Here is a 14,023-nt window from a genome sequence, read left to right on the forward strand (position 1 = left end):
TTTTAGCGCGATGTGATGAGCTTAGGCATATCCCTTAACTTCACTCAGACCACGGTAAGGGGCTTTTTCTCCCAACTGCTCTTCAATGCGCAGCAATTGGTTGTATTTGGCCACCCGGTCGCTACGGCACAAAGAACCGGTTTTGATTTGACCGGCCGCAGTGCCTACCGCCAAATCGGCGATGGTGGCGTCTTCGGTTTCACCTGAGCGGTGCGAGATAACAGCGGTATAACCGGCATCCTTCGCCATTTTAATGGCTTCCAAGGTTTCGGTCAGCGAACCAATCTGGTTGAACTTGATAAGGATGGAGTTACCAATGCCTTTATCAATGCCTTCTTGCAAGATTTTGGTATTGGTAACGAATAAATCGTCGCCCACCAGTTGCAGCTTGTCGCCCAGCTTTTCGGTCAGCACCTTCCAGCCGGCCCAGTCGGACTCGTCCAAACCGTCTTCAATAGAGACGATGGGGTATTGCTCGGCCAATTCGGCCAGGTAATCGGCAAAGGCGGCAGAATCAAAGGATTTGTCTTCACCGGCCAGCACGTATTTACCGTCTTTATAGAACTCGGAGGCCGCACAATCGAGAGCCAAGGTAACGTCTTTACCCAGCACATAACCGGCAGCGGTAACCGCTTCTTTGATAACCGCCAAGGCATCGGCGTTGGATTTCAGGTTAGGGGCAAAACCGCCTTCGTCACCAACAGCCGTGTTAAGGCCTTTGCTTTGCAGCACTTTTTTCAGCTGATGGAAAATTTCGCTACCCATGCGCAGGGCTTCGTGGAAATTTGCCGCAGCCACCGGCTGGATCATGAATTCTTGGATATCAACGTTGTTGTCGGCATGCTCGCCGCCGTTGAGGATATTCATCATCGGCACCGGCATGGAAAACTCGCCAGCAGTGCCGTTAAGCTCGGCTATCCAGGCATACAAGGGCTTTTTCTGGCTGGCAGCAGCGGCTTTAGCGTTGGCCAAGGACACCGCCAAAATGGCGTTAGCGCCCAGCTTGCCTTTGTTGTCGGTGCCGTCGAGGTCAATCATCACCTTATCAAGCTCGGCTTGCTTAAGGGCGTCTTTGCCCAGCAGAGCGTCACGAATGGGGCCTTTGATATTGGTAACGGCGGTCAAAACGCCTTTACCTAAATAGCGGCTCTTATCACCGTCACGTAGTTCCAGGGCTTCGCGGGTACCAGTGGACGCACCGGAGGGCGCGCAGGCGCGGCCAATGGTGCCGTCGGTCAGATGCACTTCGGCTTCAACAGTAGGGTTGCCACGAGAGTCGAGGATTTCACGTGCAAGGATGTTGGCAATAGTGGTCATCGGGTTGCTGTCCTTCTTGTATAAACAAAGGCCGTGCTCAAAGGCACGGCCATTTAGAATCAGGCTTTTTGTTTGTGGCCTTCCCAGGCCGCCTTAACGAAACCGCCGAAGAGCGGATGCCCGTCCCGTGGCGTTGAAGTAAATTCCGGGTGGAATTGGCCAGCCACAAACCAAGGATGCGAAGGGATCTCGATGATTTCAACCAGTTTCTTGTCAGCAGACAGACCGGTGAAAGCCATTCCCGCTTTTTCCAAGGCTGGGCGGTATTTGTTGTTCACTTCATAACGGTGACGGTGGCGCTCGAAAATGGTGTCAGAGCCGTACAAGTCATGGGCTTTGGTACCTGGAATAAGGTGACAAAGCTGAGAGCCCAGGCGCATGGTGCCGCCAAGGTCAGACTTTTCAGTACGGGTTTCAACGCTGCCGTCTTCTTCTTGCCACTCGGTGATAAGACCCACCACCGGTGCCGGGGTGTCTTTCTTAAACTCGGTGGAGTGGGCATCGTCGATGCCAGCCACATGGCGGGCAAACTCAATCAATGCCACCTGCATACCCAAACAAATACCTAAATAAGGGACGTTGTTTTCACGGGCATACTGGGCCGCCAGGATTTTGCCTTCGACGCCGCGTTCACCAAAGCCGCCAGGTACCAAAATACCGTCAACGTTTTCCAAAAGCGCTGTGCCTTTGGTTTCAATGTCCTGCGAGTCCACATATTTAATGTGCACGGTAACGCGGTTTTTAAGGCCGGCGTGTTTAAGGGCTTCGTTGACCGATTTATAGGCGTCGGGCAATTCCACGTATTTACCAACCATGGCGATGGTGATCTCGCCCTGCGGGTTGGCTTCTTGGTAGATAACCTGTTCCCATTCCGCCAGGTCAGCTTCCGGCGCATTCAGGCCAAAGCGCTTACAGACCAGCTCGTCCAGACCCTGAGATTTCAAAAGGGCCGGGATTTTATAAATGGAGTCAACGTCTTTAAGGCTGATAACAGCCTTTTCTTCAACGTTGGTAAAGAGAGCAATTTTCGAACGCTCAGAAGCTGGCAAAGACGCACGGTCGGTGCGGCACACCAAAATATCGGGCTGAATACCGATAGAACGCAGTTCTTTTACCGAGTGCTGAGTTGGCTTGGTTTTTACCTCGCCAGAAGCGCCCAGGTAAGGCACCAACGTAAGGTGCATAAACATGGCGCGGTCACGGCCCACTTCGGTACCCATTTGGCGAATGGCTTCCAAAAAGGGTTGTGACTCGATGTCACCAACGGTACCGCCAATCTCAACGATGGCAACATCATGGCCTTCGGCACCGGCAATAACGCGCTCTTTAATTTCGTTGGTAATGTGCGGGATCACCTGAATAGTGGCACCCAAGTAGTCGCCGCGGCGCTCTTTGCGCAATACGTCGGCGTAAATGCGACCGGTGGTGAAGTTGTTACGGCGGGTCATCTTAGTGCGGATGAAACGCTCGTAGTGGCCCAGGTCCAAGTCGGTTTCGGCGCCATCTTCAGTCACGAACACTTCGCCGTGCTGATAGGGGCTCATGGTACCTGGGTCAACGTTGATGTAAGGGTCGAGCTTCATCATGGTCACTTTCAGACCACGAGCCTCTAGAATAGCGGCCAATGAAGCGGCGGCTATGCCCTTACCAAGGGAGGAAACAACACCACCCGTCACAAAGATATAATTTGTCTGCATGTAAAACCTGAGCGCGTTAAGAAGTGGGGATCTCGGGACGGGATGACATTATAGAGGAAAAGGGCCCCAGGTCACAACGCGCCAGCGCCATGAAAAGTGCCCTTTTTTACGGTTTATTGGTTTATGGCTTCTCGGTGGCTTTAACCGCCTGCCAATGCGCCTCAAGTTTGGCAAGGCCTTGGGCTTGCATGGTTTCACCTGCGCCTTGCACCCGCTGCTCTATGGCCCGAAAACGCCGCTCAAATTTACCGTTAGCGCGCCGCAGCGCCGCTTCCGGGTCTAGCTTTAGATGGCGAGCCAGATTGGTAACCGCAAATAACAGGTCGCCAACTTCGTCTTCGAGGCGATCTTTATCCGCTGCGGCAATTTCGGCGCGCACTTCGTCAATTTCCTCATGGATTTTGTCAAAAACCGGGGCTAAATCGTCCCAATCAAAACCCACTCTGGCAGCGCGTTTTTGCAATTTTACCGCCCGGCTTAGTGCAGGCAGCGCTTTGGGTACGTCGTTAAGCACCGAATCGCCCTGCCCTTTACCGGCCCGCTCTTGGGCTTTGATGGCCTCCCAATTGGCACTGAGCTTGTCACTGCTGCCTGCACTTTCTTGTGCAAACACATGGGGATGGCGGCGCACCAGTTTATCGCTAATGGCGCGGGCCACGTCATTAAAATCAAAGGCGCCTTCTTCCTTACCAAGTTGGGCGTAAAACACCACCTGGAACAACAGGTCGCCCAGTTCATCACGAATTTCAGCTCTATCGCCGCCGGCGATGGCATCTGCCACTTCGTAAGCTTCTTCCAAGGTGTGAGGAACGATGGAATGAAAATCCTGGGCCAGATCCCAGGGGCAGCCGCCCTTGGGATCCCGTAGCTGACACATGATCGCCAGCAAGCGTTCTAAATCATTCATTTTTGGGTAATACGTTTTGCTTCAAAGACATCCGACAGCTGGTTGATGCGGGTTAGCACCTTGCCCAGGGTGTCGAGTTTTTGCAGGGTGACCTGAATTTCAATGGTAGCGACATTGTTGGTGTAATCGGTGTGGCTGCGCATGGCTTCCACATTAACCTTTTCATTGGCAAGAATGCTGGTGATATCCCGCAGCAGGCCATTACGGTCGGCCGCTTGAATACGCAGCGTTGCCCCAAAGCTCTGGCCCGGGGTGTCGCCCCAGTCCACTTCCACCACACGCTCGCCGTGCTTTCGTACCAGCTTTTGCAGCTCTTCGCAGTCGGTGCGGTGCACCGAAATGCCGCGGCCCTGGGTAATAAAGCCAACGATGTCGTCCCCCGGCACCGGCTGGCAACAGCCGGCAATGTTCGTTAACAGGTTACCGACCCCTTGCACCACAAAAGGACTTTTACCGGCTTTACGGTTGGCCGAGGATTTTTGGTTAATGATCTCCGCCACCGCCTCGTCGTCACTGACTTCTCGCTTGAAGTAGTGACTGTTGAGGAAGTTAAGCACCTGATTGAGCTTGATATCGCCGCCGCCAATCGCCGCCAGCAAATCGTCGAGACTGCCCATGTTGAACTTATCAACCGCCACTTGGGCCTGGCTCATGTCAAGCTCTAGCCGCGACAGTTCGCGTTCCATGATCTCGCGGCCTGCGGCAAGATTTTTATCGCGGTCAAGCTGCTTAAACCAATGCTGCACCTTGGCCCGAGCGCGGTTAGAACGCACGTAGCCTAAGTGTGGATTCAGCCAGTCGCGGCTGGGGTTAGGCTCTTTGCCGGTAAGAATTTCTACCTGATCGCCGGTTTGCAACTGGTAGGTAAAGGGCACAATACGGCCGGAAATTTTGGCACCGATACAGCGGTGGCCCACCATGGAGTGAATGTTGTAGGCAAAATCCAGTGGCGTGGCGCCAGCAGGCAAGTCCACCACGTCGCCTTTGGGGGTAAAGACATAGACCCGGTCTTCCACCACTTGGTGCTTGAGATCTTCGACCAGATCCCCAGCATCGGCCATTTCTTCCTGCCATTGCAAGATTTTACGAAGCCAAGCCACTTTGCTTTCAAGGCCAGCATCTTTACCGCCAGCACCGCCTTCTTTATAGGCCCAGTGGGCAGCGACCCCAAGCTCGGCCTCGTCATGCATGGCTTGGGTACGAATTTGAATTTCCACCGTCTTGCCCTTGGGCCCTACCACCACAGTGTGAATAGACCGATAGCCATTGGGCTTAGGGTTAGCGACATAGTCGTCAAATTCGTTAGGTATATGGTGAAAGTGGGTGTGCACCACGCCAAGGGCGGCATAACAGTCTTGCAGGCGCGGCACTATGATACGCACCGCCCGCACATCAAACAGTTCGTCAAAGGCCAGGTGCTTGCGGCTCATTTTTTTCCAGATGGAATAAATGTGTTTGGGCCGCCCATAAACCTGAGCATCAATGCCTTCTTCTTTGATGGCATTGGTTAGATTGGTGACAAATTCGCGAATATAGTTTTCGCGGTCAATGCGCCGCTCATCCAGCAGTTTGGCAATACGTTTGTAGGTATCGGGGTGCAGGTAACGAAAGGAAAGATCTTCAAGCTCCCACTTTAATTGGCCGATGCCCAAGCGGTTAGCCAAGGGGCCATAAAGGTTGGCAGCCGCTTTGGCTACCAACACCCGGGTTTCCTCGTCGGCATCTTTAACGGCGCGCAGCTCAACGATGGCTTCGGCCAACTTAATGACCACCGCCCGCACGTCGTTGACCATCGACAGCACCATGCGCCGCACTTTATCCACTTGGCTTGAAGAAGCAGCACTTTGGTGCAGGGTGCGAATGGCGTCCATATCCAGCACCGAGTCAAGTAAACTGGCGGTGGCGGTACCATAGGTATCAATAACGCTTTCGCTATCGAGTTTTTTACTGCGGTAGGGTTGCAGCAAAAGCGCTGCCAGCAGGGTGTCGCCATCCATCGCCAAGTCGGTGAGAATTTCCACCATTTCTTGGGCGTCAGCAAGTTGCGACTGGGGCAAGGCCTCGGTGGCCAATTTCAGCCGCGGCATGTCTTGCGCTTTAATTTTCAGTTTCGCCAGCCACGTTTCGGTGTCTAGCGCCCCTTGTCCCTGATGCGTATCTCGGATGGATACCATCACCCCTCCCGGATAAAAAGTGCCATCAATTCCACATGGGCTGTTTGGCTGAACATGTCCATTAGCCCTAATTTATTGATTTGGTAGCCGCCTTGCATCAGCAATTGAGCGTCCCGTTTCCATGTGGAAGGATTACAGGATACATAGAGCACCCTTTGCGGACCAGCACCATCAGCCAGAGCCTGGCAAAGTGTTTGCGCGCCAGGGCGCGCCGGGTCCAGCAGTACCGCGTCAAAATCGGCTTTCACTAACGCGCTGACATCCGCTGCGTCATCCAAATTCATGGTCCGTGGCACGATGTTGTTAAGGCCGTTGGCCACGGCGTTTTGGCGGCAACGTTCAGTCATGGCAGCCACCCCTTCTACCGCCACCACTTGTTTGGCTCTTTTGGCCAGCGGCAAGCTGAAATTACCCAAGCCGCTGTAGGCATCCAGTACCGTCTCACCGGCTTGTGGCGCCAGCCAATCCATGGCTTGGGCAACCATGGCGTTATTGATATCGGCGTTTACCTGAATAAAATCCGCAGGCCCTACCGTCATATTAAGGCCATCAAGGGCGTAGCCAAGTGCCAATGGCGCTTCAGGCCAAAGCTGGTCAATGTTTTCCTCTTGGCTATAAAGCGCTACGTGCTGCGCTTTCGCCCAGGCCACCAGCTTTGCTTGGTCGGCTTTCGGTAAAGGACCTGTTAGGCGCCACAGCGCAGCGGTATGGGGCGGCAGGTGCATTAGCTCCAGGTGCCCCAATAATTTATGCCCTTTAAGGGTTGCCAGCAGTTGCTGCAATGATGGCAGCAAGGCTGAAAGCGGCGTTTGCGCCACTTGGCAATGCTCGATAGGAATAATGTTTTGCGAGCCCACCGCCCGCAGCCCAAGCTTGCCTTGGTAGATAGCCAAGCGCATGGTACGCCGATAATGAAAGGCAGGGCCTTTAAGCGGCGGCGCCCAATGGGCAACCTGCATACCGGCTCTTATTAATTCTTCCCTTAATGCCGCCTCTTTATATTGAAGCTGCTTGTCGGCGCTTAGGTGTTGTAACTGGCAACCACCACAACTCCCTGCATAATTGCACTGGGGGTTTATTCGCTCTGGGCTCGCTTCAATAACCGCTTGCAGGCGACCACTGGCTACCTTACCCTTTGCGGTCAGCCGCGCTGTAACCCGTTCACCAGGTAAAGCACCAGGCACAAAACAAACCAGGCCGTTACTGCGACCAACACCTTGCCCATGCAAATCGAGGCTGTTGATGGTAACTTCCTGAATAACCGATTTTTGTTGACGTTTTTTTGTGCGGTATATCTGTACCATGGGAACCCTTGGAACTGGCAAAAGGTAATGCCATTTAGCGGCAGGAATGGATGCACTATCTAACGTATAAGGACGCTTAACACCGGCATGACCAAATTTGGCCTTCGCGCCTGGGTATTAGTACTGACGACGGCCCCAACTCTGCTAATTGGCACACTGTTGGGCGGGTATTTTACCCTGCAACGCTATCAAGAGGTACTTGATAACCTCAAAGATCAGGGTTTGGCGGTTATTGAGCCCCTCACCGTAGCCTCTGAACAAGGCGTGGTGTTAGAAGACCGCGAACAGCTCAAACGGCTGGTCAGTGCTGCCCACCGCTTAAATACCGATTACATCAAAAATATCGCCGTATACGACAAAACCGGCACCCCGATGGTGTCGTCGACTTTTCATCGCGATTTTCCCTTGATGCAGCTTCCCAAGGGCCAGCCGATTCCGCAGGTGCCCACTTTTGCCTATGTAAAAGGCCGCTTGATGCTGCGGGCCCCTATTGTTGCTGACACCAGCTTTTATGCCAGCTATCGCGACAAAATCGACCCTAACAACCCGCTGCTGGGTTACATCACCATTCAGCTTAACCAAGACGCCACCTTGCTGGCCCAGCACGATGCGCTGTTCCGAACACTGCTGATTGTGTTTATCGGCATCATCGTCCACCTGCTTTTTACCTGGCGGCTGTTAAAGCACGTTACCGCTCCTATCTCCAACATGGTGGGCGCCGTTGACCGCATTCGTGAAGGCAAGCTAGACACCCGGGTGCAGGGCATTTTGATTGGTGAGCTCGACACCCTTAAAAACGGCATTAACGCCATGGCCAAGTCCTTGGATGAATACCATGCCGACATGCAGCACAACATCGACCAGGCAACCTACGACCTGCGCATGACCTTAGAGCAGGTTGAAATTCAAAACATTGAACTCGACAAAGCTCGCAAGCGTGCTCAAGAAGCCAGCCAGGTAAAATCAGAATTCTTGGCCAACATGAGCCACGAGTTGCGCACCCCGCTCAATGGCGTATTGGGTTTTGCACGGCAGTTGATGAAAACCCAGCTTACCCCTAGCCAAACCGACTATCTGCAAACCATTGAGCGTTCTGCCCAGCATTTATTGGCGATCATCAACGACGTATTGGACTTTTCCAAACTTGAAGCAGGCAAGTTGCAGTTAGATAACACCCCCTATTCCTTCCACGATGCCTTATTTGAAGTGGTGGACATGATGGGGGCCAATGCCCGGGAAAAAGGGCTGGAGCTTAGCCTGCAGCTACCAACCGACACTCCGGATGCCCTAACGGGTGACCCGCTGCGCTTAAAGCAAGTACTCACCAATCTGATTGGTAATGCGGTGAAGTTTACCGCCCAAGGCGGCGTTGATGTGGTGGTCAGCCATAGTGGCCAGGCGGGAAGTGATGATTGCGAAATCAAGGTTACGGTAACAGACACCGGCGTTGGCATTGAGCCCAAACAGCAACAGCACCTGTTTAATGCCTTTGCCCAGGCCGACGCCTCTATTACCCGTCGCTTTGGTGGCACCGGCTTAGGGTTGGTGATCTCCAAAACCCTGGTGGCACAAATGAGTGGCCATATGGGCTTGGAAAGCCAGCTTGGCCGCGGCTCCACTTTCTGGTTCACGCTACCGGTTAAGCGCGCCAACATGGTGTTCCACGACCCCTTACCCATGGAACCGCTGCACGACAAAACCGTGGTGTTAGTCAACGGTAGCCGCCGTACCCGCCAGATGTTAACGCTGCTGATGCAAAGCTGGCCCTTTGTGCTGAAAAACACCGACGACCCAGCCATGGTTGATGGCGCCGATTTTATTTTGCTCGACCGCGTTGAATTGGCGCAGTCGCAAGAACTGTTAGGCCAGCTGAAAAAATCGGCCCACAGCAAGCTGATTGGCCTTTCCAACCATGCCGATCCGCGCAACCGCGAACGCTTACTGCAACAAGGGCTCGACACCTGCTTAATCAAACCCTTAGTCGCACCAAAACTTTACCGCGCCTTGGCCGGTGAACCCACGGCCAGTAAACCGGCACCGGCGCCACATTTGCTGCCCAGCGCCCAGTTACCGCTCCCCCCTGGCCGAGTGCTGGTGGTGGATGACAATGAACCCAACCTCAAGCTGATGGCCGCTTTACTGGAAGATACCTCTTGTGAGGTGCATACCGCTGGCAGCGGTTTGCAGGCGATTGAAGCCATAGACAAGTGGTCGTTTGACGCCATTTTCATGGATATTCAAATGCCGAACATGGACGGTGTTACCGCCATGAGCCGCATTCGCGATGCCCTTGGCGATACCTGCCCGCCAATCATCGCCGTTACCGCCCATGCGATGGCTGGCGAAAGGGAAAAACTGTTAGACCAGGGCATGGATGATTACCTGACCAAGCCCATTGATGAGCGCACGCTACATGCCTGCTTGCAGCGCTGGCTTAAGAAAAATGACGTGCTGGATTGGCAACAAGCCATTCGCCAAGCCGGTGGTCGTGAGGGCCTGGCCAGAGACATGGTAAAAATGCTGATAGACAGCTTACCGGATACCCGCGACAACCTTGAAAAAGCCCTGGCAGAGCATAGCGACGAGCAGCTTTACCAAACCATTCACAAGTTTAACGGTGCGCTCGCCTATACCGGCACGCCACGCTTAAAAAACCTCGCGAACGACATTGAAACCGCACTCAAAAAAGGGGCCAACGCAAATGACGTTGAACCCGAGATTTTTGAGCTAATGGATGAGATGACAAAGCTTGAAAAAGAAGGCGGGCGCCAGGGCCTGGTCAGTTAGTCCTGGGCGATAGCGAACACAGGCCCAGCGACAATAAGCGGTTGGCCATTGCTTGCTCTGTCACCCCGAAAGTCGTGGCAAGTGGCGTAAAATCCTGGCCGTTAAATGACGCGTTTTTTGCCAGCAAAATGGCTAATTCGCGGCTATTTTTTAGCTCACAACCGAATAGGCTCTGCGCCGTAGCCGCAGTAGGTAGCCAGCAATTTTCTGTCCCGTAATACTCAAAAAAACGCCTTCTAACCAGTTTTTGCGGCATGAGAAAATAGCCGGCTAAAAGGTTGGCTTCCTGTTCTTGGCCATCAAAAAGCATGCTGCCATCAAACGAGCGGTCTTGATGCACCCTCGCCATGTCATGCAGCAATACATGCCCAAGCTGGTGGGCCAAAGTGAACTTTTGCGCCTTAGCTGAAAACGCCCTTGAGAGCTTCACGCATTGCTGTGGTGTATTCAGTTCGGCCGCAATTTCCAGTAGCAAGCCATCTCGCTGAAATTGGCCAAGGGCGTCGCTGAATTCACAGCGATAACCAAGGGCCCGCAGCGCCATTTCCGGGTCAAGAATATGTAAAGGGTCGTTGATACCTGGGTCGGTAAAAAGCCAGCCGCGCTGCATCCACAGATCGCGCTGCAGACGAATGGCAATCTGCTCAATATCGAAAGGGGTGTAGCTTGCTTGCTTAGGCTGACCACAGCGCAGATCGGCCGCATCGATATAAAGACTTTCATCCAAGGTGTCAGTCAGGTCTTTGTCGGTAAAAAAGGCATAGGGATTACCCAAAAAGGATTTCACCTCGTTCACCCGTTGCCGCAATGATTTCCCCATCGGCTTCCCCTCATGTAGCTAAAAGCGATAGAGCGAAAGTATAGACAAGGGTGACAAGGGTCACCGCTTGCATCGGCAAACCAGCGACAATGGTCACAATGCAAAACCGTGCCAAAAGCGCCAATTTAGCGCTATCTCAATGTTTTCTTTTACCTTTAACCCAAATTTAAAGTTAAGCCATTAGACTGGCCCGCGGCCTGGCTTTGCCCCTTAAGGTGACGTTAATTTGCGCAGGCTATTGATGTAGCCAGCGCCAATCTACCAACAACGTCACAGCTTGATAAAAAAGCGCGGGTTAGGCAGCGGTGTTGTTACAAATTTTGTTAGCATTGGCCGCCATAAAAATGCAAAGCCCGGAACTTCAGCCATCATTACGGGCCTGAACTCGATAACAATTAGACGTATTGCGGGTAACACACCCGAGAGGAACATTGAATGGATCTTTGGGTTGCCTTTCAGGCAATGATTTTAGGGGTTATTGAGGGGATCACAGAGTTCCTACCGATATCCAGTACTGGCCACCAAATTATCGTCGCCGATCTCATCGACTTTCGCGGTGACCGCGCCATGGCCTTTAATATTATTATTCAGCTAGGTGCCATTCTTGCGGTGGTTTGGGAATATCGCCGCACCATTACCAAAGTGGTGGTTGGCCTGCCCAGTGAGCGCCCGGCACAGCGCTTTACCGCGAACCTGCTCATTGCTTTTTTCCCAGCCGTGATTATGGGCCTGTGTTTTGCCGATATTATTCACCACTATCTTTTTAACCCCATTACCGTTGCGACAGCCTTGGTAATTGGTGGCTTTGTTATGCTGTGGGCAGAAAAACGCCAACACACCATCACCGCCCAAAGCGTTGATAACATGACCTGGAAGCAAGCACTGCAAGTCGGCTGCGCCCAGTGTTTAGCACTTATTCCCGGCACTTCTCGCTCGGGCTCTACCATTATCGGCGGTCTGTTGTTTGGTTTGTCTCGTACTGCCGCCACCGAGTTTTCGTTTTTCCTTGCCATTCCAACCATGCTGGGCGCTGCGGTGTATTCCGGCTATAAATATCGGCACCTGTTCCAGGCCAGTGATGTACCGGTCTTCGCCCTCGGGTTACTGTTCTCCTTTATCTTCGCCATGCTGGCCGTAAAAGCCCTGCTTAAATTTATTGGCAAGCACAGCTATAGCGTTTTTGCCTGGTACCGCATCGTCTTTGGTTTGTTTATTTTGCTGACCTGGCAATTTCACTGGATTGACTGGGATACAGCCCAGCCATAAAAAAGGGCCGTACGGCCCTTTTTTCTTACTACACCTTTCTTGCTACACCTTAAAGCGCCGCAACATCGCATTAAGGTCGGTTGCCAACTTGGCAAGCTCTTTTGATGCCGTATTGGCCTCGCCTGCCCCCGTTGAGGTTTGATAAGACAGGTCGCGAATACTCACCAAGTTCTGGTCGACTTCCCTGGCGACTTGCGCCTGTTCTTCGGCAGCAGTGGCAATCACCAAGTTACGGTCGTTAATCGCTGAAACTGAGCTTTCAATGGTGCTAAGGGCTTCACCAGCCATGGAGGCCTTGGTCAGCGTTTCGCCAGCGTGGTCAACACTCATTTGCAAGGCGCTAACGGTGTCTTGGGTGCCGCGCTGCACCGAACTAATCATGTTCTCAATTTCGTTAGTCGATTCAGCAGTGCGTTTGGCAAGATTACGCACCTCATCGGCCACCACCGCAAAACCCCGGCCGGCATCCCCGGCCCGCGCCGCTTCAATGGCGGCGTTTAACGCCAACAGGTTGGTTTGTTCCGATACCGCCCGGATCACATCCAGCATTTTGCTGATATTGCCGGTTTCCTCAGCCAGGACCAGTGCTTGCTCCGAGGCATTGCGGACGTTATTCACCAAGGTCTCTAAGGAGTGCACCGCTTCATCCACTTGTTTGCGGCCACTGGCAGCCGTCTCGGTCGAACTTTTCGACTGCTCAGAGGTTTGCACGGCGTTCCCAGCCACTTCTTCAACTGCCGCGCTCATTTCAGTCACCGCAGTCACTGCCTGATCAATTTCATCATTCTGACGGGTGAGCATTTTCATCGCGTCATTGGTGATGGCGCTCATTTGCTCTGAGGCACTGGCTAACTGGGTGGCAGAGCTACCAATTTGGCCCATGGCCTGGCGCAGGTTGCTTTGCATGGTTTCAAAAGCCTTGAGCATATCTGCGGCTTCATCGTTACCTTGCACTGCAATGTGGCCGGTTAAGTCATTGTCGGCTATACGCCGGGCAATGGTTAAGGCTTCACGCATGGGGCCAACAATGCTCAAGCTAAAGCGCCAAGTCAGTAAGGCTCCAACCAGTAACGACACCAAGGTCAGTAACACTGTCCAGATTTGTGTGTCTTTGTATACTTGCGCCGCGTTTTGCTTCTCACCCTCGGCCGCTTCAGCGTTCATTTTGGCTAAGGCCGCAGCGTTGTTAATCATTGGGTAGGCGTAGGTTTTGTTCATCATATTCAGCTGCGCTAACGCCTCTGGTAGATGCCCGTCAATCGCCATTTGCCGAAGCTTCATAGCTTCTTTTTTGTAGATGTCGTTGTAGTGATTCAAGGTCGCCAAGATACTGCGGCCCTTGTCTGATTTCACCAACTCGCCATACGTCTTCAGGTTGTCGTCAACCTGAGCGCTGATCTTGTTCCAGTTATCTAAAAAGTGCTGGCGAATATCGGGCGCGGTAAAAACATAAAACTGAAAAGCGGTGATACGCATCCTGGCCATGTTTTCCGCTAAAGAGCCGGCTACCCCTAAACGGGCCATGGATTGATTTTGAATACGCTCAACAGACTGGTTAATTTTTGAAGCCTGCCAAAGCGCAAAGCCTCCCATAACGACCAATAACAACAGCAAGATGGAAAATGCCAGCATAGTACGTGGCAAAGTACTCATTTTTCTAAACATTGGACGACCCGTTCTGTAAGGCAAAACCTGCCTATCGTCCTTATCGGCCTCGGTCAAGCCGCGCTTTAAGACGCTGAACACAAAAC

At 52.9% G+C, this 14,023-nt stretch carries 9 protein-coding genes; 2 read left to right on the forward strand and 7 right to left on the reverse strand.

The window, feature by feature from the left end:
* Positions 1-21: 21 nt before the first annotated feature.
* The 5 genes from eno to rlmD all read right to left on the reverse strand — a co-directional run bounded on the left by eno (position 22) and on the right by rlmD (position 7,399).
* Positions 22-1,317: a phosphopyruvate hydratase gene (gene eno, locus DW350_RS14230; RefSeq protein ID WP_115719566.1), complete on the reverse strand. Its 1,296-nt coding sequence runs from the start codon at positions 1,315-1,317 to the stop codon at positions 22-24.
* Positions 1,318-1,376: 59 nt separating this feature from the next.
* A complete protein-coding gene (gene pyrG, locus DW350_RS14235; RefSeq protein WP_115719567.1) occupies positions 1,377-3,014 on the reverse strand; it encodes a CTP synthase in 1,638 nt (545 codons plus the stop codon).
* Positions 3,015-3,135: 121 nt separating this feature from the next.
* Entirely contained in the window at positions 3,136-3,921 is a 786-nt protein-coding gene (gene mazG / locus DW350_RS14240) for a nucleoside triphosphate pyrophosphohydrolase (protein ID WP_115719568.1), read from the reverse strand.
* Positions 3,918-6,095, reverse strand: coding sequence for a GTP diphosphokinase (gene relA / locus DW350_RS14245; RefSeq protein WP_115719569.1), 2,178 nt, complete (start codon positions 6,093-6,095; stop codon positions 3,918-3,920). Before relA ends, mazG begins: the two co-directional genes overlap by 4 nt.
* Positions 6,095-7,399 (reverse strand): 23S rRNA (uracil(1939)-C(5))-methyltransferase RlmD, encoded by a 1,305-nt coding sequence (gene rlmD, locus DW350_RS14250; RefSeq protein WP_115719570.1) that lies wholly within the window; start codon positions 7,397-7,399, stop codon positions 6,095-6,097. The genes relA and rlmD overlap by 1 nt, the downstream gene beginning before the upstream one ends.
* An 87-nt stretch (positions 7,400-7,486) precedes the next feature.
* Between rlmD and barA the strand changes: the two genes are divergently transcribed.
* Positions 7,487-10,186, forward strand: a complete 2,700-nt coding sequence (gene barA / locus DW350_RS14255) for a two-component sensor histidine kinase BarA (protein WP_115719571.1) — start codon at positions 7,487-7,489, stop codon at positions 10,184-10,186.
* Here barA and DW350_RS14260 read toward each other — a convergent pair.
* On the reverse strand, positions 10,179-11,006 hold the full coding sequence (locus DW350_RS14260) for an ImmA/IrrE family metallo-endopeptidase (protein WP_115719572.1): 828 nt from the start codon (positions 11,004-11,006) through the stop codon (positions 10,179-10,181). The two genes, barA and DW350_RS14260, sit on opposite strands and share 8 nt — an antisense overlap.
* A 435-nt stretch (positions 11,007-11,441) precedes the next feature.
* Between DW350_RS14260 and DW350_RS14265 the strand changes: the two genes are divergently transcribed.
* Complete coding sequence (locus DW350_RS14265; RefSeq protein WP_115719573.1) at positions 11,442-12,272, forward strand: undecaprenyl-diphosphate phosphatase; 831 nt, start codon at positions 11,442-11,444, stop codon at positions 12,270-12,272.
* A gap of 42 nt (positions 12,273-12,314) precedes the next feature.
* Here the strand turns inward: DW350_RS14265 and DW350_RS14270 are convergent, their stop codons facing one another.
* Positions 12,315-13,925: a methyl-accepting chemotaxis protein gene (locus DW350_RS14270; RefSeq protein ID WP_192954690.1), complete on the reverse strand. Its 1,611-nt coding sequence runs from the start codon at positions 13,923-13,925 to the stop codon at positions 12,315-12,317.
* Positions 13,926-14,023 lie beyond the last annotated feature (98 nt).

The organism is Gallaecimonas mangrovi (genome assembly GCF_003367375.1).
In the GTDB taxonomy this organism is placed as follows: domain Bacteria; phylum Pseudomonadota; class Gammaproteobacteria; order Enterobacterales; family Gallaecimonadaceae; genus Gallaecimonas; species Gallaecimonas mangrovi.